This window comes from Zhouia amylolytica AD3, assembly GCF_000511935.2.
In the GTDB taxonomy this organism is placed as follows: Bacteria; Bacteroidota; Bacteroidia; order Flavobacteriales; family Flavobacteriaceae; genus Zhouia; species Zhouia amylolytica.
In genome coordinates, this window is the sequence record NZ_AYXY01000031.1 from 198,818 (window position 1) to 224,110 (window position 25,293).

The window sequence follows — 25,293 nt, forward strand, 5'->3', positions numbered from 1 at the left end:
CAGTAATATTACATCGGTATTATGATCTATGCGAAAAGTATTTTTTATATAGATTTTAAAGATTTAACTTTATAAAATGCAAACCGGAGGAACTAAATATGCGCAATCTGGTAAGGTTAATATAGCCTATCAGGAATTTGGCAGTGGCGACATTTGTTTAATAGTAATTCCTGGCTGGATCTCAAATGTTGAGCAATTTTCACATATTCCACCATTGGCAGCTTGGGTAAATCACCTTACAAGTTTTTGCCGGCTGATTCTATTTGATAAACGCGGAACCGGATTATCCGATAGGGTAAACGAGAATGAATTACCAAATATGGATCAACGAGCAGAAGACCTGTTAGCGGTTATGAAACATGCTAATATTGAACAGGCAGCTCTTTTTGGACTTTCCGAAGGGGGACCACTCGGTTTACATTTTGCCTCAGCATACCCAAAAAAGGTATCCAAACTGATCCTTTTTGGTTCCTTTGCAAAATGGGTAAGATCCGATGATTACCCTTACGGTCTCAATGAAGAGGGGCATTTAAAGTCCATAAATTATATGGCAGAGAATTGGGGAGGGCCTGTAGGGTTGCAATTGATGGCTCCCAGTGTAATGAACGATAGTGAAGTTCAGGAGTATTGGGCTTCGTATCTTAGACATAGCGCAAGCCCTTCCGCCGCAATCGCTCTGTATAAAATGAATCTGGATATTGACGTAAGATCATGTCTTAAGAAGATAAAACAGCCGGTTTTACTTATTCATAGAACAGGGGATAAACTAGTGGAAAGTGGTCATAGCATTTTTTTACATCAAAATATACCTGGGTCAGAGCTGTTTCTTTCAGAGGGGACAGACCATTTACCTTGGTTTGGTATCAAAAGAGAAGAACTAACAGCGATACTGACCTTTCTGCTGGGTGGAAATATTGTAAAAGATAAAAGGCTTGATAAACTTAAAACTGAAGATGTTTTTATTATTTATGCCATAAAAGACTATATAGAAAAAAAATTCAATGAAGTAATTTCGATTAAGGGACTTTCCAGGAAATTTGGGATTAATGAGTTTAAAGTAAAGTCTGGGTTCACAATATTATTTGAGACTCCTGTGATTACTTACCTTAATCAAACCCGATTAGAGCATTCAATCAGGCTTTTAACAAATTCTAGCCTTTCTATTAGTGAAATCGCTGAACGCGTTGGTTACACACATCCTAATAACTATACCATAGCTTTTAAAAGAAGATATGGAATGCCCCCGAACCAATACAGGACCGAATTAAATAAAGATGCATTTAAATAGGATTGCTTGTATTTCTTTAAAAGCTCAGGTAACACTTTATATGTATTTTGAATAAAAATGATTTAGAACCCATTCTCCTTTGATTACTCCCAGTGTCATTCCGCATTCATTGCGGAACCCACTCTCCACTCATGCGTCCCAATGTCATTCCATACCCAGTGTCATTCCGCATTCATTCCGGAATCACTTGATGGGATGCTTAATGCATGATTCTTTCAAAAATGAATTTCCCAAAATCTCATGTATAAAAAAAGCCAAACATTTTCATGTTTGGCTTGTTGTAGCGGGAGCTGGATTAACTCACTATGCTTGTTGGACCAGATTAGGAGGAAACTTTACAAAGAAACCTACGCTGCTCCGCATCTTGTTTTTTATTTATCTCCAAAGCGGATGTAAACATCGCTTTTGCTATAAAATAAAAAACCAGCTATTTCTAGCTGGTTTACTTCGTAGCGGGAGCTGGACTCGAACCAGCGACCTTCGGGTTATGAGCCCGACGAGCTACCTACTGCTCTATCCCGCGATCTTGCGAGTGCAAATATACAACCATTTTAAAGTTTACCAAATAAAAATTAATTTATTTTAATTGATAAAATGCAACAACCTAATCCTTAGTCGGTCCTTGAAATAAATTATATATCTTCACCTATCTTTAATATACAATTTTACCAGCGCAATAACAAGTTATAGATGAAAGAATTAACCGAAGCTATTGGTCATATTACAAGCTATACAGAGTGGATTATGTTAGTCCTTACCATTGGGGGAGGTTGTTTTTTAGTTTTTTATTCCCGATTTAAACCATACCTGCATATTAAACATGCTATCGATGTGATCAGAGGTAAATACGATCATGAATCCGATAGTGGTCAGGTAAGTCATTTTCAGGCGCTTTCTTCAGTGGTGGCTTCTACCGTCGGCCTTGGAAATATATCCGGTGTCGCTATAGCCATTTATTTCGGTGGACCGGGAGTTGTGTTTTGGATGTGGCTCACCGCGATTATTGGGGCATCAATTAAGTTTTATTCTTGTGGCCTGGCCATTCTGTTAAGAGAAAAAGACGAGCATGGAAATGTGCTCGGTGGACCAATGTATTACATGAAGCTGGGACTAAAGCAATACGGGCGACCTCTTGCAGTGTTTTTCTCTATCGCTGGTTTGGTAGGAGTGCTACCGGCCTTTACTGCAAATCAGTTAACTCAGAGTGTAGTACAGGTAATAAACCCCGAGCAATACCTGAGTCTGGGTGAGTTTTATTGGAAACTCGTAATTGGTGTCGTACTCACCATCATAACCATTTTTGTAATCTATGGTGGCTTGAAGTCAATTGTGAAAGCAGCCACTGCTATTGTCCCGTTCATGGTTGTGCTTTATATGTTGACAGCCGTATACATTCTGGCTACCAATGCGGAAGCCATTGCACCATCATTCAAATTGATTTTTACCGAGGCGTTTAACCTTCAAACCGCTACCCAGGGTGGTCTGTGGGGGTTAATTCTTTTGGGAATTCGACGAGCTGTTTTTTCTAATGAATCCGGTGTAGGGAACGCTCCAATGTATCACGGGCAATCAAAGACCAATCAACCCGTTCATGAGGGCTTGGTTGCGATGCTCGGACCCTTTATTGACACAATCATTGTCTGTACCATTACAGCCTTGATTATTATTATCAGTGGCGTGTATATAGAGGCAGAGAGCAATGGAATCGCCCTTACATTGTCCGCTTTTGAGAAATTAATGCATGGTTTTGGAGATGAACTGCTCATGGTTATGATCATTTGTTTTGGGATTTCGACCTTGTTTACCTATTCGTATTACGGAACAAAATGCCTCAACTATCTCGCCGGACCAAAAATAGGCAAGTATTATAACGCTATTTATATCATCAGCATTATCTTTGCAGCAGTAGCTTCTGTCGATTTGGTGGTGGGGCTCATAGATTTGGCATTTGCCCTGATGAGTATCCCGAATATGATTGCAGTATTATGGCTGGCTCCAAAAATGAATCTGGCCATGAATAGCTACTTTAATCAATTAAAAGTAAAACATGAGTAATCATAAAGCTGGTTTTGTAAATATCATAGGGAACCCGAACGTTGGGAAGTCAACCCTGATGAATGCTTTTGTAGGTGAAAAGCTTTCCATTATCACCTCCAAAGCCCAGACTACACGCCATCGAATCCTCGGAATCGTTAATGGCGATAATTTTCAGGTGATCCTGTCAGATACTCCGGGTATTATCAAACCTGCATACCAATTGCAGGAATCCATGATGGATTTTGTGAAATCCGCCTTTGAAGATGCAGACTTACTGATCTATATGGTGGAGATCGGTGAAAAAGAATTAAAAGATGAGGCGTTCTTCAAGCGTTTACAGCATTCTGAAATTCCAGTGTTATTACTGTTGAATAAAATTGATAAATCAAGTCAGGAGCAACTGGAAGAACAAGTAGCATATTGGAAAGAAAAATTGCCAACAGCTGAAATATATCCGGTTTCCGCCTTAACCAATTTTAATGTACCGGAAGTCTTCAATAGAATAGTTGAGCTATTACCAGACTCACCACCTTTTTATGCAAAAGATCAGTTAACGGATAAACCGGAACGCTTTTTTGTTAACGAAACCATCCGTGAAAAAATCCTGCTGAATTACAAAAAGGAAATTCCTTATGCAGTGGAGGTTGAAACGGAAGAGTTTTTAGAAGATGATAAAATTATTCGTATCCGTTCCGTGATTATGGTGGAACGTGAAACTCAAAAAGGGATCATTATCGGACATAAAGGAGCTGCATTGAAAAAGGTAGGGATGCAAGCCCGTGAAGATTTGGAGAAGTTTTTCGGGAAACAGGTGCACATAGAACTCTATGTGAAAGTAAATAAAAACTGGAGAAGTAATACCAACCAATTAAGAAGGTTTGGATATAATCAAAAATAAAGGCTTGGATTTCCCAAGCCTTTTTTGTTTTTATTCCTTGAATGCTTTGTATTTGAATTTTTGTCCACCCACTGAGGCCTCAGCCATCAGACCACCTTTGGTATGCGTGAATACAGCTACACCTTCTGAATATTTGGCATCAACCGATTCTCCCGAGTGAATCGCAGTGGCAGATGCACCGGCATCAAACTTAAATTTACCTTTTTTAAATTGATCCAGTTCATTTTGCGTTTCAAAAAAGATAACTTCAATAATGGCTTGGCCCCCGGCTTGCAGGCCAACATTCAATTTTTTTAAACCGGCCATGCCGATCATCTTTCCTTTTTCATATACGACCCCGTTTCCGGATGCCCCTCCAACGATGAATCCGCCTTTGCCTACATTTGGGAAAATAACATAGCCTGCAGAATTATTAAAAAATTCTTTAAGATCAGGATTAGCATCTAATAAGGTAGCCTTGGCAGTCTTTGCGTCGTCAATAATTTTTTGGTCTTTGTCGTTTTGTGCAGTGACAGCACATGTGAATAATCCGATGGTGAATACGAGAAGTATTCTTTTTAATGATGTCATGATGTTGTTTTATGTTGGTTAATAGCAACTTTAAAGTTCCGAATAATATGTTGTATAATATGTTAATAATAAGTTATTTATGTCTCTTTGAGGACGGTGTTTGTGTAAGCTGTCAGGATGGTTTGAAATAAAATAATAGTAACCGAAGTTTATAACTTGCAATACATGTTTTAACTTAAGGATGTAAACCTTACCTTTGCAACCTAATTTTTTGTTTATGAGTGGTATTGTAGCCATAGTAGGAAGACCAAATGTAGGGAAGTCTACCTTGTTTAATAGATTGATTCAAAGAAGAGAAGCGATAGTGGATTCCATAAGTGGGGTTACACGCGATCGTCATTACGGTAAAGCCGATTGGAACGGACGAGAGTTCTCTTTGATAGATACGGGAGGTTATGTTGTTGGAAGTGATGATATTTTCGAACAGGAAATTGATAAACAAGTTGAATTAGCCATAGACGAGGCCGATGTATTGATTTTTGTGGTCGATGTAGAGGTCGGTGTGACAGGAATGGATGAAGATGTTGCTAAATTACTACGTCAGGCTGAGAAGCCGGTTTTCGTGGCTGTGAATAAGGTGGATGATGCAACCAGGGAAGCAAATGCTGTTGAGTTTTATGCATTAGGCCTGGGTGAATATTATACCATTTCAAGTATTAACGGAAGTGGGAGTGGTGAACTATTGGATGCAGTAGTGGAAGCCCTTCCGGAATTCGTAGAAAAGGAAGAAGATGAATTGCCACGATTTGCTGTCGTTGGAAGGCCAAATGCAGGTAAATCTTCTTTTATCAATGCACTTATCGGCGAAGACAGATATATAGTTACTGATATTGCAGGTACCACCAGAGATAGTATAGATACACGTTATAATCGCTTTGGGTTTGAGTTTAATTTGGTAGATACCGCAGGAATCAGAAGAAAAGCCAAAGTAAAAGAAGATCTGGAATTCTATTCTGTAATGAGATCCGTAAGAGCCATTGAACATGCCGATGTGTGCTTAGTGGTAATCGATGCAACAAGAGGATTTGAAGGACAGGACTCTAATATTTTCTGGCTGGCAGAAAGAAATAAAAAAGGAGTCGTTATTTTAGTGAATAAATGGGATCTGGTAGAGAAAGAAACCAATACCATTAGAGATTTTGAACGTAAAATCAGAAAAGAAATAGAACCTTTTACCGATGTGCCAATCGTTTTTATGTCTGCACTTACCAAACAACGTATTTATAAGGCTATAGAGACGGCCGTTGAGGTTTATAATAATAGAAGTAAAAAGATATCAACTTCTAAACTCAACAATACCATGCTTCCTCTAATTGAAAAAACGCCACCACCTGCGGCGAAAGGGAAGTATGTTAAAATTAAATACTGTACTCAATTACCAACTCCAACACCTCAGTTTGCATTTTTTGCGAATTTACCACAGTACATTAAAGACCCATACAGAAGATTCGTCGAAAATAAGCTGAGGGAAAATTTTGACTTTAACGGAGTGCCAATTCAGGTATATTTTAGGAAAAAATAGGGAAACATAACCAATTTTTTAACACTTTCTTAGTTTTTTGGTTGAACTAATGTTTTAGTTTTGTTGAAAATTCAATCAAAAAATGATCAGATTATGTACTTTATTGCTACTCTTTACGAGTAGTCTAATCTTTGCGCAAGATTACACCATAACCGGAACCGTTAAGGAAAAAGAATCGCAACAATTACTGGAATCAGCAACTATTTATGCGGAAAGCATAAAAGATAGTACCCTGATTTCATATACCATTTCCGAGAATAACGGTGGTTTTCAACTCGATTTCAAAACCTCTGAGCCTAAAGTTAATGTGTTTTTTACCTACAACGGGTACAAATCCGTAATGAAAGAGTTCGTGCTGAATAAACCGAAATTCGAGGTTGGCGATATTCTACTACAGCCTCAATTGCAGGAATTGGATGGTGTAAGTGTTGTTGGGGAACGCATTCCCATTACCATTAAAAAAGATACTTTAGAATTTAATGCAGATTCTTTTAAAACAAGACCAGATGCCACCGTCGAAGATGTGCTGAAAAAACTACCTGGGGTCGAGATCGATTCGGAAGGTAAAATAACGGTCAACGGAAAGGAAGTAAATCAGGTATTGGTCAATGGGCAGGTTTTTTTTAGTAACGACCCCAAAGTAGCAACCAAGAGCCTTCCAAAAGAAATTATTAGTAAGATTCAGATTACCGATACCAAAACAAAAACCCAGGAATTCGCAGGAGAGGAGGGTAATGGAGAAACAAAAACTATTAACCTTACTATCAAAGAAGATAAGAACAAAGGAATGATGGGACGATTGTCCGCAGGTTATGGTACCGACGACCGCTATCAACTCAACGGTCTTTTAAATTATTTCAATAATAAAGAACGGGTAAGTATACTTACAGGAGCAAATAATATCAATAATGCCGGGTTTTCGTTCGATGAGATTTACGACATGGTAGGTAATACCAGTAGAGGGATCTCATTCAATTCCAATGGGGCATTTTCTGTAGGAGGGATGTCTTTTGGTTTTGGACAGGGAATAGTAACAACCTCAAACCTTGGTGCCAGCTATGCAAATGCAAAAAAAGGTAAATATGAGCTCGATGCTAATTATTTTTTTACTTCAAGTGATTCCTATAATGATCAAAGAACCAATAGAGAAAACTTCTTGCCGGATGGTAGTTTCTTTACCAATTCCGAATCTAATTTTGAAGGTACTACCAAGTCGCATAGAGGAGCTGCGAATCTTGAATTCGATATCGATGAAACCCTAAGGATCTCGGTACAGCCGGCAATGAGCGTTAATAATACCGATTCCGAGAACATAAGTGCTACCGAGAGTATCAGTGATCAGGATGAACTGATTAATAGAAACAGAAGTAGAACCGTCAGTAATGGCGAACAACGTAATTTTTCGAATCAATTGAATATCTTTAAAAAGTTAGATACCATTGGAAGATACATAAGGTTTGGGTTTTCAAATAATAATACCGAAAACATGAATGTGTCCAATTTTTATACCCGAAGAGAGGTTTTCGGTGATAACCCTTCAGATGAAGAACTCGATCAAAAAACATTTACCAATGCTACAACCGATAGCTATAATTTAGGGTTTACCTATAATCACCCACTCTCCAAAAAGACCTTTGTAAGCCTTGGATATAACTTCCGAAACGCAATGAATAAGAATGAAAAAAGTGTATTTGATTACGATGAAGTATCACAAGTCTATGACGACTTTAATACGCTCTTGAGTTCTGATTTTAACTTTGAGAATAAACAGCATTACCCTGAAGCAGGATTTAGAAGAAATGGGGAGAAGTTCAGATTTGGATTGTCTGCCAGGTACTTTTTTACCGAACTGGATAATGAAGATTTTTTGCAGAGTACCACCTTTAATAATAAATACGAAAACTTATTATTCACCGCCAATGCTAATTATAGTTTCGATAAGCGGAAGCGTATGTCTTTATGGTATTACTCTGATTTAAATATGCCATCTGTTCGTCAGTTACAGCCTGTGCCGGATGTTAGTAATCCATTGAATGTTGTGATTGGTAATCCCGATTTGAATCCTTCGACAAACCATAGCCTTAGTTTGAGTTTTAATAATTACAATTGGCAGGAACGAACGGGAATGTTTTTCCATGCAAGCCTACGGGCTGAAACTGATAAAATTGTCGCGGTAACCACTACCGATGAAGACTTTATAAGAACAACAGAATATCGCAACATAGATGGTAATTATTCCATTTACGGGTCCGCCAGGTATTCAAAACAGTTTAAAAAGGATAGTACCTTCACGGCTAAGATTAATATAAAACCATATTTTAATTATAACAAAGGAGTAAGCTTTAGTAACGGACAGCAACTGGAGAGTAATTCTTATTCCATAACCCCAAGAATTTCAACTACCTTAAATTTTTTGGAAATGCTCGAATTAGAACCGGGTTATGAATTCGGATATACCGATACCAGGTATAATTTAAGTGCTGTAGATGACATCAATTTTGTAACCCAAAGAGCGACTTTAAAAACAACGACCTATTGGCCGAAAAATCTTATCTGGGGGAATGATATTAGTTATACGTATAATAGTAATGTCGGACCGGGATTTGACAAAGATGCCTTGTTCTGGAACATGAGTTTGGGAATGCAAATGTTTAAGGAAAAGGCCACTTTAAAAGTATTAGCTTACGATCTGCTCAATCAGAATAACAATACCAGAAGATCAACCGGAACCGATTACATCCAGGATTTTCAAGGTACAGTTCTACAGCGATACTTTATGATGAGTTTTACGTTTAAATTCGATCAGTTTGGAGGTAAAAAGAAAAAAAGTAGTATGATGTACTTAGATTAATTTTTCTATATTTTTTAAGAAAATTATAACATATATGAAGGCACCCATTTACGATAAATAGGACTCTAATTGTAAAATATATAAACCAACCCAAACACCAAAGTGCGAAATTATTTTTTTATAATTGGATTCCTATGGAGTAGTTTTATACTCGCTCAGGAATATACCATAAAAGGAGTAGTTAAAGAAAAACAATCGAAAGAAGCACTGGAGGCAGCAACCGTCTATGCGGAAAGTGTTAAAGACAGTACGCTAATTTCATACACTATTTCAGAAAAAGACGGCTCGTTTGAACTCGACCTGGTCTCTTCCTTAGATCGCGTAAACCTGTTTATTTCCTACGCGGGGTATGGAACAACCAAGAAGTTGCTGGCGCTTAAAAAGACTCCGTTAGACCTGGGAGAAGTTCTAATGGAGCAACAAATGGAGGAGCTGGAAGGTGTAAGTGTGGTTGCAGAGCGAAGGCCAATTACCATAAAAAAAGATACCCTTGAATACAATGCTGATTCGTTCAAGGCTCGACCAGACGCCAATGTAGAAGAGTTATTAAAGAAGCTACCCGGCGTCGAAGTCGATAGCGACGGGAAAATTATGGTAAACGGGAGGCAGGTAGATAAAATTCTGGTCGATGGGAGAGAGTTTTTCGGTAGTGATCCTAAAATCGCCACTAAAAACCTGCCCAAAGAAATTGTAGATAAAATTCAGTTTACAACCACAAAAACAGAAACAGAAGAGTTCACGGGCAAAGAATCCGATTCGGAAAACAAAACATTGAACATTACCATCAAAAAAGGTAAAAACAGAGGGTACTTCGGAAGATTAGCAGCTGGTTACGGAACAGACGATAAGTATCAGTTAAATGGAATGGTCAACCTCTTTCAGGAGGCAGAACGGGTGAGTATCATTGGAGGTGCCAATAATGTTAATAACACGGGGTTTTCTATGGATGGAATCTATGATATGTATGGAGGGCCCATGAATCGAGTTAGTGTAGGGGGTGGATCAGGGATCACAAACTCTGGTAATATAGGAACTAATTATTCCAATCGCTTTAAGGACAAAACAAATGTAAGAGCCAATTATATGTACTCGGGTAGCAGTACATTTAATGAATCTAAAACGTCAAGAGAAAATATATTGCCTGATAGATATTATTTTACAGAAAGCTTGTCTAAATCCGATTCAGATGCAGATACCCACAATGCCGATGCTCGTTTTGCCTTTGAATTAGATTCTACCCTTAGAATTACCATGGCTCCGAGATTTAATATCACTGAGAATATTGCCGCCAATACGAGTGCACAAAAATCAAGTGATGAAGATGGAAACCTTATTAATGAAAGTGCAACAGAAAACGTATCAGAGAATGATCGAAAAAGTTTTAATAACAATATAAACATCATTAAACGTCTGGACCGCAAAGGTGGCTATGTTAGCATGGGGTTTAACAATGCTAATAACATCAATAACGGGTTGATGAAGTTGAATACCTTTAGAGAATTGTATGGTGATAATCCTTCACAAGAAGAGGTGAGACAGTTAACAACACGAAGTAATCGATCCGATGGGTATGGTATAAATGTCAATTATAGAAAACCGATTGTAGAGAAACTTTTCTTGGATACAAAATATAACTATAATTCAAATGTTCAGAAAAATAAAATCATCGTCAATGATTATGATGAAATAACAGAAGAATATACTCAGTTCAATGAAGAATTAAGTTCTGACTTTATTTTTAAAAACATACGACAACATGCATCGGTTGGAGTTAATTATGCCGGAAAAAAATTGAGTGTTGGTATTGATGGTAATTGGCAAAATACCCAAATGAGTAATGATGATAAATTGCAAGATGTACAGTTTGATAAAGAATTCAATAATTTCTTTTTTAGTGGAAGGTTCAGGTATCAGTTAGAAAATAATAAACAGGTCCATTTAAATTATCGATCCAATGTGAGGGTGCCAAATGTCAATCAGCTCCAGCCAATTGAAAATAGAATAAACCCGACAAATATTCGAGTCGGAAATCCCGATTTAAATGCAACCGTTAGTCATAACCTATCCATGTACTACAATAATTACGATTGGAAAAAAAAGATGGGCATTAGTGTTAATTCTAATTTAAGACTTGCTAATGATAAAATTGCCAGGATTACCATTACAGATGAAAACCTGGTCAGGACAACCACATATACCAACCTCGATGGTGATTATTCGATAGGACTGGGTGGATCCTTCAATAAACAGGTTAAGAAAGATAGTGTTTATGAGATAAAATTCAATTTAAACCTGAATGCATCATACAATAACAATGTCAATTTTAGTAATGGAATTGAATTTACTTCGAAAACCTTTAACCTGACGCCGCGTATTGGATTTAATTATAACTACAAAGAATTAATTGATGTTGCTCCAAACTATGCACTTACTTATAGTAATGCTTCTTATACTTTAGAAAACAGAGACAAGGTTCGATTTGCAAGACATAGCGCGGGGGTCAGGACGACAACCTTTTGGCCTAAAAATGTAATTTGGGGGAACGATATTTCATATTCATATAACGGAAACGTCAGTGATGATTTCGATAAAAGTTCTGTTTTCTGGAACATGAGCATTGGGATGCGGGTTTTAAAAGATAAAGGTCTGGTGAAACTATTTGCTTATGACCTGTTGGATCAAAATATTAATACCTCCCGAACGGCTTTCGGAGATGTTATTCAGGATAATCAAAGTACTGTGTTGAAACAATATTTTTTATTGAGCTTTTCTTATAAATTAGATCAGTTTGGAGGGAAAAGATCAAAAAGTGGCCGCCGAAATTATAATTAATTGATTTTCATGTTTATTTAAGAAAACTATAACATAATAACGTTAAACCTTTTGTCTTGATTAAAGTCTTTTTAAGAGTTATCATAAACTAACCTTGAACCTTTAAACTAAGATGAAAGTAAAAATTACCCTGATTGTACTGCTTTTTAGCAGCTATTTATTTTCCCAAGAGTATACCATAACAGGTACTGTTAAAGAAAATGGTACGAAGAATGCTCTGGAAGCCGCGACTGTGTTTGCAGAGACTTTAAAAGACAGTACGCTTATTTCATATACCATTTCAAAAGATGATGGATCTTTTGAGCTTCAACTGAATACGAATGTTACCAAGGCCAATGTAATGATCTCTTATACAGGATATAATTCGAAAAAGAGGATCATTGACCTGAATAAGACGAACATAGATTTAGGAGAAATATTGTTAGATCAGCAAACACAAGAACTCGAAGGAGTTAATGTAGTTGGAGAGCGTATTCCCATTCAAATAAAAAAAGACACTCTCGAATTTAATGCCGACTCCTTCAAAGCGCGTCCGGATGCCAATGTCGAGGAGTTATTGAAAAAGTTGCCGGGCGTTGAGGTAGATAGCGATGGAAAAATTACCGTTAACGGACGAGAGGTAAATAGAGTGTTGGTGAACGGAAAGGCGTTTTTTGGTAATGACCCTAAAATAGCCACAAAAAACTTGCCTAAAGAAATCATAGATAAAATACAAATTACCGATACCAAGACAGAAACTGAAGAGTTTACAGGTAAAGATTCTGATTCTGAAGAAAAAACTATAAACATAACGATAAAAGAAGAGAAGAATAAAGGCCATTTTGGTAGAGCCACAGCCGGATATGGAACCGATGATCGCTATCAGTTAAACGGTATGTTGAATATGTTTAAAGGTGAAGAACGCTTCAGTATTCTGGCAGGAAAGAATAATATCAATAGTTCCGGGTTCTCCATGGATGAGATTTTTGACATGGTAGGAAACTCCGGAAGAAGAAGTGTTTCCGTCGGAGGAAATGGTAGTTTTAGTGTAAATGGACTCAACTTTGGTTTTGGTCAGGGTATAACAACATCTACCAATATCGGAGGTAATTATGCCAATGAATTCAGTGATAAAACTGAAGTTACCGGGGATTATTTCTATGGGGGGAGTAGTTCATTCAACGATACCAAAACATCACGAGAAAACATATTACCAGATAGACGTTATTTTACCGAACGTCAATCCAGTTTTAATGGAGATACCGATTCACACAGGGGGAATGCACGATTTGAATTTGAATTAGATTCAACCTTTAAGATAACGATAGCTCCAAGGTTTAACCTTGCTAAAAGCCTCTCCTCAAATAGAACCATGGAAAATGCTACCGATGAAGATGGGGCGCTGATCAATGAAAGTCAATCCAGAAGTGTTGATGAAAATGAGCAACAGAGTTTCAGTAATAATCTCGATGTGATCAAAAGGTTTGGAAGTAAAGGTCAGTTTTTGAGAGTAGGTTTTAATAATAATAACAATGTTACCGATGGGAGTTCTAACCTCAATACGCTCAGATCGGTATACGGGAATAACCCGTCAGAAGAAGAAGTGGATCAGTTGACTAAAATTGATAACCGCTCCGATACATATCAGGCAGAGATCGAGTTCAGACAACCAATTATTAAAAACCTTTTTGCCGATTTAGAATATCGCTATAATTGGCAAAATCAGGAAAATAGCAGGATTGTTAATGATTTTGATGCCGCATCAAATGGATATACTGATTTTAATGCTGACCTAAGTTCCGAATTTACCTTTAAGAACATACAACAAAGATCAACTTTTGGTATCAATTATGAAGGCGAGGCCCTGAGTGTTCGCGTAAATGCAAACTATCAGAATACCGAAATGAATAACAACGATAGACTACAAAATTTAGAATTTGATAAGGATTTTAATAACATCTTTTTCTCAAGTCGTGTGCGGTATACCCTAAGTAGAAATAAACGGATACGTTTTGATTATAGGTCAAGCGTAGATATTCCATCGTTGTCCCAGCTTCAACCCATTGAGAATATTTCGAACCCTACAAATATAGTAGTCGGGAATCCTGATTTGGATGCAGCGCTAAGTCATCGGGTTTCATTTAATTATAATAATTTCGATTGGAGAAGCCGGAGCGGAATGTTCATCTATGGGGCGATGAATTTTGAAAATGATAAAATAACCCGATTTACAGTTACGGATGATAACTTTATCAGAAGAACCTCCTATACCAATGTAGATGGTAATTATTCAGCCAATGTGGGAGCATCATATGGGAAACAGATAAAGAAAGATACGACATATACACTGGGATGGCGTTTGCGATTAAACTCCGGATATAACAATGATGTGAGTTTTAGTAATGGGGTAGAATTTACTTCTAAAAATTTCAGCTTTACTCCACGTCTAACCTTCGACTATAACTATAAAGAATTAATAGATATAGAACCGGGTTATTCAATTACATTTAATAATACATCCTATACCTTAGATAACCTCGATAAAGTTAAATTTATTACGCATAATGCTGAATTAAGAACCTCTACTTATTGGCCAAAGAATATCATCTGGGGGAACGATATTGTGTATAGCTATAACGGGAATGTAAGTGAAGGTTTTGATAAGAGTTCCGTCTTTTGGAATATGAGTCTGGGAGTCCAGATGTTCAAAGAAAAGGGTACCTTAAAGTTATTGGCATACGATTTACTCGATCAAAATATAAACACGCGTAGAACGGTCGCTGAAGATTACATTCAAGACAGTCAGGGTACGGTTCTTCAAAGGTATTTTATGCTGAGCTTTACATGGAAATTTGATAAGTTCGGAGGAAAAGCTCCCCAACGTGGAGGAATGCGTTTTAGAAGATTTTAATCGATTACGGATTTCGAATGTAAAAATGGGTCACTACAAAAGTAGTGGCCTTTTTATTTGCTTTTAATCACAAAAAGACAACAAATGATATTGCGGGTAATTGCTATTTTTGGATAAGGGTGCGACCTTTTTATTACTCAACAATATCCATATGTTTCAGCAAGAATGAAGCATTCATGTTTTGGCAAATTCCCTCCTTCAATTCGTAGCTGAAGGACAACTCATCGTTCGCAATAATGGCGTCAAAATAATAGTTCTTAACCGCATCCAATTCCTGGGCTACCTTACATAAACTCAGATCGTGAGTGGCAATAATGCCTGTAGCATTACTTTTAACCAAACGCTCTACCAGCTTACGTGATCCCATTGCTTTATCAGTGCTGTTGGTGCCTTTGAGGATTTCATCAAGAATGATAAAATAACGACTCGTTTTAATGGCTTCAACAATAAATTTTAAACGCTGTAATTCAGAAAAGAAGTAGGATGCACCATCAGCTAGAGAGTCCGAGGTTCGCATACTCGTAATAAGCTTCATAGGCGAATAATCAAACGAAGAAGCACAAACAGGAAGGCCGCAGTTAGCCATAACAATACTTAATGATACAGTTCTTAAAAAAGTACTCTTTCCAGCCATGTTAGCCCCTGTAACGATAAAGAATTCTTTGTTTTGAATATTGAAGTTATTATCAACTCTGTTCTCAGGATTTAATAGTGGATGCCCTAAGCCTTTCGCTTCAATTCCTTTTTTATCACAAATAGTGGGATAATGATAGCCAGAGTGATTATAAGCAAAAGTAGCCAGGGAATTTTGAGCATCTATATAAGCGATGATTTCAAACCAGTGATCAACGTCTTCTTTATACGTATGAATCCACTCTTCAATAGTTTTTGCATGTCTCAAATCCCATAACAAGAAGCCGTTGGCTAGGACACCAAACAGCATGTTATTCCGCTGATCTAAGGAGTCTATCGCTTTTGAAAGCTTCTTGAGAATGCCGGAGGCTTTTTCACGCTTGGAATTAATGATTACCTGCTTGGCCTTTAAGATTTCAGCAGAAAATGAGGCTTCCTCTATCAAATTCAATAACTGATGATATTGTTGAAGTACTTCTTTAGCTTTTCCCGAACGATCAGACAGTAAATTCGTTTTTTTAAAGTAACGTCCTGTAATTGTTAACCCAATAAAGAACCAATAAATGGCGAACGATTCAGGAATGATATTTAGAATGGCGGTGGTAATAACCCCAAGGGAAATGATAGAAAATCCAATCGAGATTGGCTTGGCATATTTCGGGGTGAACGATTGATAACCTTTAATCCAGTTAACAATAGTCTTAGTGCTAAGGTCCGATTCAATAAGGTTAGCGATGGCAGAATAAACCTGACGCCATTTGGGTTTAGAAGCTAGATCTTTAATAACACGTTGTTTCTTTTCAATATCAACCGGATCGTTGTGAAGTAATATTTCTGCTAATTCTTTTTTGCCCTCAGGAGTGGCGGTCCTGTTCAAATATTGAAAAAATGAACCTTTCCCAAACAGATCGATGTCATAACTGTAAAAATGATTGGCATCTGAAAATTCTTCACCCGTGTCAAACTCATGATAATCTCGTTTTAAAAACCGAAGTTCATTTTGATTAATCTCAATGAGCTTTTGTGTTTTTTTCTTTTCATATTGAAGGTTTGAGTAATGAGATACCAGCCCGAGAAAAACAGTCGTACATATAATGGCTATGACGGTAATCAGGGTCCAATTGCCAGAGAAGAAGTATATACCAACTACCGCAAGCAAAAAAACAGTTAGACGAAGCATACTAAAAAATAATAACTTCTTATTTGTAGCTTTGAGCGCTGATTGGTAATTTTCTATTTCTTGGGTGTAAAAAGATGCCGGCATTACTTCCAGGTTATTTTATTAGCACTACAAAAGAAACCATTTCTGTAATGGATTGTTAATAATGAAAAGTTAAAAGGGAATTACTTTTTGGTTCTCGATATTACCAGCTTCCACTGGCACCACCACCACCGAAGCCACCGCCGCCGAAGCCGCCACCAAAGCCACCGCCACCAAAGCTACCACCACTGCCAAATCCACCTCCGGAACCACCGAAGCCGCCACGCCCCATATTGCTTAAAATGATCATGTCCCAGATGTCAAGTCCGCGATTTTTACCTCCGGGTCCACCGCGCCCACCTCTGTTCTTTTTTGACAAGGCCGAAATGATAATAAAAAATATAAATATCATGAAAATGATACCACCAACAGGGAAGCCCTTAGATCCGGATTTCCTGCTGCCTTTGTATTCTCCCGATAAAACCTGAAAGATAACATCCGTGCCCCGATTCAATCCGGCATAATAGTCCCCTTTCTTAAATTCAGGGATGATAACGTTGGTAATGATACGTTTGGAAAGCGCATCTGTTAAAAGATGTTCGATGCCATATCCGGTTTGTATGCTGATGTCTCTATCATCTTTGGCAAGAAGAATCAATATTCCATTATCTTCTTTTTCCTGTCCAATACCCCATTTATGACCCCATTGTGCGGCCAGATAATTGATATCCTCTCCTTCGGTAGAAGAGATGATAGCTACCACAATTTGAGTGGAGGTAGTGTCAGAATAACGTACGAGCTTATTTTCTAAGGAAGACTTTTCAGAAGAAGACAAGAGGTTTACATAATCATAAACACTGGTTTGTTCACTTGGAGTTTCAGGAATTTGAAATTGAGCTGAAGCAATATTGATTAATAAAAGACCTGCTATGAAACATAAACAGTTTTTTATAAAGTTTGATCTAAGCATATTAAGCTTTTGATATTTCGTTCGACAATTCATCTGCGTCATCATGCTTCCATGGAAAATGCATTCGTAATTCGGTACCCGCTTTTAAAATACCTTCCACCAATCCTTGTTTGAATTGTTTGTGTCTGAAATGCTTTTGCATGACATCTTTGGTGCTGTCCCAAAAGCCTTTAGGGACCTTTTCGTTTATTCCTTTATCTCCACAAATAGCAAAGGTATGATCGTGAACAGCGACATAGATAAGTACCCCATTAGCTTCTTTAGTTTGATCCATTTTAAGCCAATGGAATACCTCTTTCGCTCTTTCGAACGCTTCTTTTTCCTGTGAAGATTTTTCTATATGTACGCGAATTTCACCTGAGGTTTGCATTTCAGCTGTGCGAATGGCAGCCACGATTTCTTTTTCTTCTTCAGGTGTTAAAAACTCCTCAACTTCAGACATTAGCGATAATTAAAAATCAAATTCTACATCAGGAGCATTTTCTGCACCGGCATCGGCTGAGAAACGTCCCATTTCTTCAAAACCAAACATGCCTGCTAACAAACTGTTTGGGAATATTTTAATATGCTTGTTGTATGTATTAACAGATTCGTTGAAACGATCTCTGGCTACATTGATCCTGTTTTCAGTACCCTCCAGTTGCGATTGTAATTCTAAAAAGTTCTGATTGGCTTTCAGTTCAGGATAACGCTCTACCGTAACCAATAGACGGGAGAGAGCAGAAGACAAACCACTTTGAGCCTGATTAAAGGCTGCTAACTGTTCTGGAGTTATATTAGTGGGGTCTATGGTTGTTGAGGTAGCTTTTGCTCTGGCCTCAATAACATCCGTTAAGGTCGATTTTTCAAAATCAGCAGCACCTTGTACCGTTTTTACAAGATTGCCAATGAGATCATTACGTCTTTGGTAAGTGCTCTCTACATCAGCCCATGCAGTTTTAGCATTTTCTTCATACGTAACTGCTGTGTTGTTGATGCCAACAGCCCATCTGTAAAGTCCGAAGACTACCACAACAATAATGATAACAGGAATTAACCACTTTTTCATCGATATTCAGTTTTTAGGTTGTTTCTAATTATAGGTATAAAATTTTACACATTCGTTACAGGTAACATTTATAAAAACTTGTGTAGTGACCAATACGCAAACCAATTTATAGTTGGTCCTTAATTTTTATCAGCTCAGTTTTTATATGCTCCAATTTACGAATAATCTCAAAATTTGAAAGAGTTTTCAACCTTTCTTCTTTTAAGTGTGTTTTTGCTCCCTCAAGAGTAAAACCTCTTTCTTTTACCAAATGGTAGATAAGTTGAAGGTTCTTTATGTCCTCTTGAGTAAACTTCCGATTTCCTTTGGCATTTTTCTTTGGTTTGATAACATCAAACTCCTTTTCCCAAAAACGAATTAGAGAAGTGTTTACATCAAAGGCCTTGGCTACCTCACCAATGCTGTAATATAGTTTATCAGGAAGTTCTAAGTGCATTAATCAAGCGATTGGTTTTCTATCGTAGCTGCCTTTAACATAGCATCAAATTCGTCAGCTGTTAAACTGCCGTAATAGAAGTTAAGAGGGTTAATACGATTGTCGTCTTTAAAAACCTCATAGTGAAGGTGAGGGGCTTGCGATCTTCCCGTGCTTCCTACAAATCCAATGATATCGCCTCTTTTTACCTTTTGCCCTCTTCTAACGTTATACTTGCTCAGGTGGGCATACAAACTTACATATCCATAACCATGGTCTACGCGAATATGCTCGCCATAACCAGAAGATCTGTTATCCGCCCTCGTAACAACACCATCTCCTGTAGCAAAAATAGGAGTCCCTCTCGGAGCGGTAAAATCCATTCCATAATGAAATTTTCTAGCCTTTGTAAAAGGATCAGAACGCCATCCATATCCCGATGCGATTCGGGTAAGATCTTCATTCTTTACAGGCTGTATAGCAGGGATAGCCGCTAGTAAATCTTCTTTTTCCTTTGCCAGTTCAGTGATCTCATCCAAAGATTTTGACTGAACTACCAACCTTTTTTGAAGTACCTCCAAACGCTCAGTGGTGTTTACGATTAGATCAGAATTGTCAAACCCTTCTAAATGCTTGTATCGGTTTACACCCCCAAAACCAGCTTGCCTTTGCTCGTCAGGAATCGGATTGGCTTCAAAATATATTCTGTAAATATTATTATCTCGCTCCTCTATATTCGAAAGAACACTTTCAATTTGGGTGAGCTTGTTGTTTAATATCTGATAATTTAACTCAGCATTGTTGAGTTCGCGCTCCAGTGAAAGTACTCTGGGAGTCTTAACATTAGGGATGTAACTGGTTGCAATAAAAAATAAAAACCCAGATAAAATCATGCCGGTAATGAAAATAGCCACTAAACCTAACTTCTTCCCTTTTTTAGGTTCAATTCTTCTATAAGATAGTGTTTCGTGATCGTAATAATATTTTACCTTCGACATTAGTTTAATTATTCTATTTTTGCACTCTAAATGAGAGTGATTGCAATTTTGCTAACGAACAAATATAAAAATTGTTTCGCAGTTGCTCCAATTTTTAGAAAAAGTTAAGAGTTTTATGATGCAGTCTCAAGAAATAAGAAAGCAGTTTTTAGCGTTTTTTGAAAATAAAAAACACACCATAGTCCCTTCGGCACCAATGGTTATCAAAGATGATCCCACCCTGATGTTTACCAATGCGGGGATGAACCAGTTTAAAGAATTTTTTCTTGGTAATAAAAAACCTAAAAATTCAAGGGTTACCGATACTCAAAAATGTTTAAGGGTCAGCGGGAAGCATAATGACCTTGAAGAGGTTGGTAAGGATACTTATCACCATACCATGTTCGAAATGTTGGGGAATTGGAGTTTTGGTGATTATTTCAAAAAAGAGGCCATTCAATGGGCTTGGGAATTACTTACCGAAGTATTCAAGGTCGATAAGGATATGCTGTATGTTACCATTTTCGAAGGAGATGAAAAAGAAGGTCTTCAACGAGATACCGAGGCCTATGATATTTGGAAAGAATTCATCAGTGAAGACAGAATTCTTAACGGAAATAAAAAGGATAACTTCTGGGAAATGGGCGAACAGGGGCCATGTGGACCGTGCTCGGAGATTCATGTAGATATTCGTTCTGCCGAAGAAAAAGCAAAAGTGCCCGGAAAAGATTTAGTAAATAAAGATCATCCGGAAGTAATTGAAGTATGGAACCTGGTTTTTATTCAATTCAATAGAAAAGCAGACAGCTCACTCGAAGAATTACCTGCTCAGCATATAGATACGGGTATGGGGTTTGAACGTTTGTGTATGGTATTACAAAATAAGAAGAGTAATTACGATACTGATGTTTTTACACCACTCATTCGCGAGATTGAAACCATAACAAATTCTAAATATGGTAAAGAAGAAGAGATTGACATAGCCATCAGGGTTATTGCAGACCACGTTAGGGCGGTGTCATTTGCCATTGCCGATGGACAATTACCAAGTAATACAGGCGCAGGGTATGTAATACGAAGAATTCTTAGAAGAGCCATTCGCTATGGGTTTACATTCCTGAACGAAAAGGAACCTTTTATTTACAAATTAGTAGATACCCTGGAAAATCAAATGCATGAAGCATTTCCGGAATTAAGATCTCAAAAGGGAATCATCGAAAATGTTATAAAAGAAGAAGAACACTCTTTTCTCAGAACCTTAGATCAGGGATTACAGCTTTTAGATAATGTGATAGCGGGTAGCAAGAGTAAAACAATTTCAGGTAAAAAGGCCTTTGAACTCTACGATACCTATGGCTTTCCTATAGACCTTACCGCACTAATTTTAAGCGAGAAAGGCTTTGAACTCGATACAGAGAGCTTTGATGTAGAATTGCAAAAACAAAAAGAGCGTTCGAGAAAAGCAACCAAAATTGAGACAGGCGATTGGCATGAGCTTATTGAAGATGATGAAGAAGAGTTTGTAGGTTATGACATGCTTCAAACCAAAGTAAAGATCACACGCTATCGAAAGGTTACCTCTAAGAAAGATGGTGAAATGTATCAATTGGTTTTTAACTTAACTCCTTTCTATCCGGAAGGTGGTGGTCAGGTTGGCGATAAAGGATATTTAGAAGCTCCCAATGGTGATGTTACTTACATTTTAGATACCAAAAAGGAAAATAACTTAATCATTCATTACACCAGGAATTTACCTGTAAACCTCAATGCAACCTTCGAGGCGGTGGTAGATTTAGATAGCAGAAACAATACTGCGGCGAACCATACGGCAACCCACCTTTTACATCAGGGACTAAGAACCGTACTCGGTACGCATGTGGAACAAAAAGGATCATTAGTGAAAGCGGATTATCTCCGTTTTGACTTTTCTCATTATGCTAAAGTGACCACCGATGAATTAAAGCAGGTGGAAGAGTTTGTAAATGCCAGGATCAGAGAGCAATTACCTTTAGAGGAAAATAGAAATATTCCGTATCAGCAAGCATTAAATGAAGGTGCAGTTGCTTTATTTGGTGAAAAATATGGTGATACCGTACGTACGATTAAATTTGGTGAAAGCATGGAACTTTGTGGAGGTACCCATGTGAAGAATACAGCAGATATTTGGCACTTTGTAATTACTTCAGAAAGCGCTGTAGCTGCTGGGGTAAGAAGAATTGAAGCTATTTCTGCTGAGGGTGCTAAGCAATATTTTGAAAGCCAGAGTGAGGCTTATGACAAGGTGCTGGCTGTGCTTAAAACTAAGAACGATCCTATCAAAGTTATAACCTCTTTGCAAGAGGAAAATGTTGCACTTAGAAAGGAAATCGAGGCACTGCAAAAAGAAAAGGCTAAGGGGCTTAAACAAGAGATCCGAAATGGACTTGAAGACGTAAACGGAGTGAAGTTTCTGGCTCAAAAAGTAGATTTGGATCAGGCGGCTCTTAAAGATATGGCTTTCGAGTTAGGGAGTGAGTTTAAAAACTTATTTGCCTTATTCGCTTCAGAAAATAATGGTAAAGCGATGCTTACCTGTTATATTTCCAAAGAATTGGTGGCTGAAAAAGAATTAAATGCCGGACAAGTGGTAAGAGAGTTAGGGAAGCTCATTCAGGGCGGTGGCGGAGGCCAACCGTTTTTCGCAACAGCCGGAGGTAAAAACCCGGGCGGGATTCCCGAAGTCCTTGAAAAGGCCAAAACATATATTTTATAAATTTGTATTCCCGCCCAGGCGGGAATATTTTTTATATGCAACTACAAACGCACATACCGTTAAAGCCAGAAAAAAAGCAAATAGGCTATAGTGATAAACTCTTGTTACTAGGTTCTTGTTTTGTTGAGAATATCGGTAAGAAGTTAGATTACTATAAATTTTCTTCATTCCTGAATCCATTTGGTATTTTATTTCATCCACAAGCAGTTCTTAATTTATTGGAACGAGTAGAACAGCAAAGGGAATTCACCGAAGAAGATGTGTTTTTTTTAAACGAACGCTGGCATTGTTACGAAGTGCATTCCGATTTTAGCAATCCATCCAGGGAAACCATATTGGCTAATTTGAATAAAGTGCTTTATGCCGTCCATGAAAGCTTAAAAGAAGTGGACTATGTAGTTATTACCCCTGGAACCGCCTGGGCCTATGAATTAAGAAATACCCATAGGGTGGTGGCTAATTGTCATAAAGTACCCCAAAAGGAATTTAATAAAGTATTGTGGTCGGTTCCTGCACTGCAACGGTGCCTCAGGAGTATAGTCGATCTTGTCCACAGGTATAATCAAAAAGCTAAAATTATTTTTACGGTTTCACCGGTCAGACATTTAAAAGATGGTTTTGTTGAGAATCAGCGAAGTAAAGCATGTTTGTTAACCGCTGTTCATGATACGATCCGGGATGCTGTAAACTCCTTGTATTTTCCGTCATATGAAATCATGATGGACGAATTACGGGATTACCGATTTTACAATGCGGATATGGTACATCCTAATGAAGTGGCCATAGATTATATCTGGGAGAAATTTAAAGAAGTGTGGATTGATCCCAAAGCAACTGAATTGATGGGTGAAATTGACAAAATTCAAAAGGGACTTGCTCATAAACCTTTTAACCCGAACTCGGAGCAACACCATGCATTTCTCGAAAAAATTCAGAACAAAATAAAGACCATTCAGAAACAATATCCATCAATAAAGTTTTCGTAAATCGTTATAACCACGATTAATTTTCTTTCATTCTGAAGTGTTTTTCATGTAGATTCCCTAATTTTAATTTGAAAACACACACTTATGAAAAGAATAGCATTTATTTTATGTTTGATTCTGGTCTTTACGGTCAGTGCCCAAAACCCTAAAATAGCTGAACTAGATAGCCTTTTTGACCATTATCAGAAAAATGATGCATTTTTCGGTAATGTATTACTAAAAAAAGATGGTACAGTACTTTATGAAAGATCTGTAGGGTATCAGAACTTAGAAAATAACAAAAAAAACACCATTAATTCGTTATTCTTAATAGGCTCTATAACTAAAACATATACAGCCACACTTATTTTACAATTAGCGGAAGAGAATAAATTGAACCTGTCTGATAAGCTGGCCAGGTATTATCCGGAAATCCCCAATGCAGACAAAATAGATATAGAAATGCTTTTAAGGCATCGGTCTGGTTTGTATAACTATACCAATGAGGAAGGATTTATCGAAAATGTAAGTCAACCAATTTCAAAAGAATCTTTTTTGAATAAAGTCAAAGGGTATGAAATTGTTTTTGAACCTGATGCCCAATATGAATATAGTAATACTAACTATATGTTGTTAGGGTACATTATAGAAGACGCTTCTGGGAATAGTTATAAAAAACAATTAGAGGAAGAGATTCTTGGAAGACTAGGGTTAAAAAACACCTACCTGGGAAGGCCTTTGGATAAAACGCATTTTGCTAAATCTTATCTCCGAAAAGGTGATAAGTGGGAGCCCACAGTACCAGAATGGAATACTGACTGGGCATGGTCAGCAGGAGCTTTAGCTGCAACACTGGAAGATCTGGCAGTGTTTTACAAAGCTCTTTTTTCAGGGAAGTTAATTGCTCAGGAAAGTTTAGAAAAAATGCTCGATATAAAGGAAGGATATGGTTATGGAATAACGAGCTTTCCTTTTAACGATAAGAAGTTTTATGGGCATTCAGGAGGGATAGAAAGTTATAGATCTACTGTTGGATACAACAAAGAAGATGGGGTTTTGTTAGTTCAGTTTGTAAACGCAACCAATTATTTTAATCCGAACGATATATCAATTCAATTGCTTAATGGAGTTTATGGTAAGCCATTAGACTTTCCTGATTTTTCAAGAAGACCAGTAGAAGTTGATGGGGAGGTTTTGGAAGGATATGAGGGTGTTTATGATAACCCGGAGTTTCCGTTAGATATAAAAGTATATATAAAAGACAATGAATTATATGGACAGGCTACAGGACAGGGGGCTTTTCCGCTTACGCCGTATTCGAATACTGAATTTGAATTTAAACCGGCAGGCATAAAGATGTCTTTCTATAAAAAAGACGGAAAGCAATTGTTCCTGTTTAAACAAGGGAATATAAAATTCGATTTTATCAGAAAATAGTACGTCA

General features: G+C 37.5%; 17 protein-coding genes and 1 tRNA gene. 10 read left to right on the forward strand and 8 right to left on the reverse strand.

Going from position 1 to position 25,293, the window contains the following annotated elements; translation table 11 throughout:
• Window positions 1-76: 76 nt before the first annotated feature.
• Window positions 77-1,288 carry an alpha/beta fold hydrolase gene (locus tag P278_RS16120; protein WP_051413632.1) on the forward strand — a complete coding sequence of 404 codons (1,212 nt, stop codon included), beginning with the start codon at window positions 77-79 and terminating at the stop codon, window positions 1,286-1,288.
• Between the two features lie 450 nt (window positions 1,289-1,738).
• On the opposite strand, the gene P278_RS16125 is transcribed toward P278_RS16120, so the two are convergent.
• Window positions 1,739-1,811, reverse strand: a tRNA-Met gene (locus tag P278_RS16125).
• Between the two features lie 167 nt (window positions 1,812-1,978).
• Here P278_RS16125 and P278_RS16130 point away from each other — a divergent pair.
• Together P278_RS16130 and era are read left to right on the forward strand one after the other, a co-directional pair.
• Window positions 1,979-3,343, forward strand: coding sequence for an alanine/glycine:cation symporter family protein (locus tag P278_RS16130; RefSeq protein ID WP_038269021.1), 1,365 nt, complete (start codon window positions 1,979-1,981; stop codon window positions 3,341-3,343).
• Window positions 3,336-4,223 carry a GTPase Era gene (gene era, locus P278_RS16135; RefSeq protein ID WP_038269024.1) on the forward strand — a complete coding sequence of 296 codons (888 nt, stop codon included), beginning with the start codon at window positions 3,336-3,338 and terminating at the stop codon, window positions 4,221-4,223. The genes P278_RS16130 and era overlap by 8 nt, the downstream gene beginning before the upstream one ends.
• A 30-nt stretch (window positions 4,224-4,253) precedes the next feature.
• Here the strand turns inward: era and P278_RS16140 are convergent, their stop codons facing one another.
• Entirely contained in the window at window positions 4,254-4,793 is a 540-nt protein-coding gene (locus tag P278_RS16140) for a lipid-binding SYLF domain-containing protein (protein WP_038269027.1), read from the reverse strand.
• Window positions 4,794-5,010: 217 nt separating this feature from the next.
• Here P278_RS16140 and der point away from each other — a divergent pair, with 217 nt between their 5' ends.
• The 4 genes from der to P278_RS16160 all read left to right on the forward strand — a co-directional run bounded on the left by der (window position 5,011) and on the right by P278_RS16160 (window position 14,888).
• Complete coding sequence (gene der, locus P278_RS16145; RefSeq protein WP_038269031.1) at window positions 5,011-6,315, forward strand: ribosome biogenesis GTPase Der; 1,305 nt, start codon at window positions 5,011-5,013, stop codon at window positions 6,313-6,315.
• Between the two features lie 82 nt (window positions 6,316-6,397).
• Window positions 6,398-9,166, forward strand: coding sequence for an outer membrane beta-barrel protein (locus tag P278_RS16150; RefSeq protein ID WP_038269034.1), 2,769 nt, complete (start codon window positions 6,398-6,400; stop codon window positions 9,164-9,166).
• Between the two features lie 102 nt (window positions 9,167-9,268).
• Window positions 9,269-11,998, forward strand: a complete 2,730-nt coding sequence (locus P278_RS16155) for an outer membrane beta-barrel protein (RefSeq protein WP_038269037.1) — start codon at window positions 9,269-9,271, stop codon at window positions 11,996-11,998.
• A 112-nt stretch (window positions 11,999-12,110) separates the two neighbouring features.
• Window positions 12,111-14,888 carry an outer membrane beta-barrel protein gene (locus tag P278_RS16160; RefSeq protein WP_038269040.1) on the forward strand — a complete coding sequence of 926 codons (2,778 nt, stop codon included), beginning with the start codon at window positions 12,111-12,113 and terminating at the stop codon, window positions 14,886-14,888.
• Window positions 14,889-15,021: 133 nt separating this feature from the next.
• On the opposite strand, the gene P278_RS16165 is transcribed toward P278_RS16160, so the two are convergent.
• The 6 genes from P278_RS16165 to P278_RS16190 all read right to left on the reverse strand — a co-directional run bounded on the left by P278_RS16165 (window position 15,022) and on the right by P278_RS16190 (window position 20,153).
• Window positions 15,022-16,785: a MutS-related protein gene (locus P278_RS16165; RefSeq protein ID WP_038269043.1), complete on the reverse strand. Its 1,764-nt coding sequence runs from the start codon at window positions 16,783-16,785 to the stop codon at window positions 15,022-15,024.
• 100 nt (window positions 16,786-16,885) lie between these two features.
• Window positions 16,886-17,692 carry a TPM domain-containing protein gene (locus P278_RS16170; RefSeq protein WP_038269046.1) on the reverse strand — a complete coding sequence of 269 codons (807 nt, stop codon included), beginning with the start codon at window positions 17,690-17,692 and terminating at the stop codon, window positions 16,886-16,888.
• 1 nt (window position 17,693) lies between these two features.
• Window positions 17,694-18,134, reverse strand: a complete 441-nt coding sequence (locus P278_RS16175; protein WP_038269049.1) for a TPM domain-containing protein — start codon at window positions 18,132-18,134, stop codon at window positions 17,694-17,696.
• Between the two features lie 9 nt (window positions 18,135-18,143).
• Window positions 18,144-18,740 (reverse strand): LemA family protein, encoded by a 597-nt coding sequence (locus P278_RS16180; protein ID WP_038269051.1) that lies wholly within the window; start codon window positions 18,738-18,740, stop codon window positions 18,144-18,146.
• A 106-nt stretch (window positions 18,741-18,846) separates the two neighbouring features.
• Entirely contained in the window at window positions 18,847-19,176 is a 330-nt protein-coding gene (locus P278_RS16185) for a MerR family transcriptional regulator (protein ID WP_038269054.1), read from the reverse strand.
• A complete protein-coding gene (locus tag P278_RS16190; protein ID WP_038269057.1) occupies window positions 19,176-20,153 on the reverse strand; it encodes a M23 family metallopeptidase in 978 nt (325 codons plus the stop codon). Before P278_RS16190 ends, P278_RS16185 begins: the two co-directional genes overlap by 1 nt.
• A gap of 118 nt (window positions 20,154-20,271) precedes the next feature.
• Here P278_RS16190 and alaS point away from each other — a divergent pair, with 118 nt between their 5' ends.
• The 3 genes from alaS to P278_RS16205 all read left to right on the forward strand — a co-directional run bounded on the left by alaS (window position 20,272) and on the right by P278_RS16205 (window position 25,286).
• Window positions 20,272-22,884, forward strand: a complete 2,613-nt coding sequence (gene alaS / locus P278_RS16195) for an alanine--tRNA ligase (RefSeq protein WP_038269192.1) — start codon at window positions 20,272-20,274, stop codon at window positions 22,882-22,884.
• A gap of 35 nt (window positions 22,885-22,919) precedes the next feature.
• Complete coding sequence (locus P278_RS16200; RefSeq protein WP_038269059.1) at window positions 22,920-23,870, forward strand: GSCFA domain-containing protein; 951 nt, start codon at window positions 22,920-22,922, stop codon at window positions 23,868-23,870.
• An 84-nt stretch (window positions 23,871-23,954) separates the two neighbouring features.
• Complete coding sequence (locus P278_RS16205; RefSeq protein ID WP_038269062.1) at window positions 23,955-25,286, forward strand: serine hydrolase domain-containing protein; 1,332 nt, start codon at window positions 23,955-23,957, stop codon at window positions 25,284-25,286.
• Window positions 25,287-25,293 lie beyond the last annotated feature (7 nt).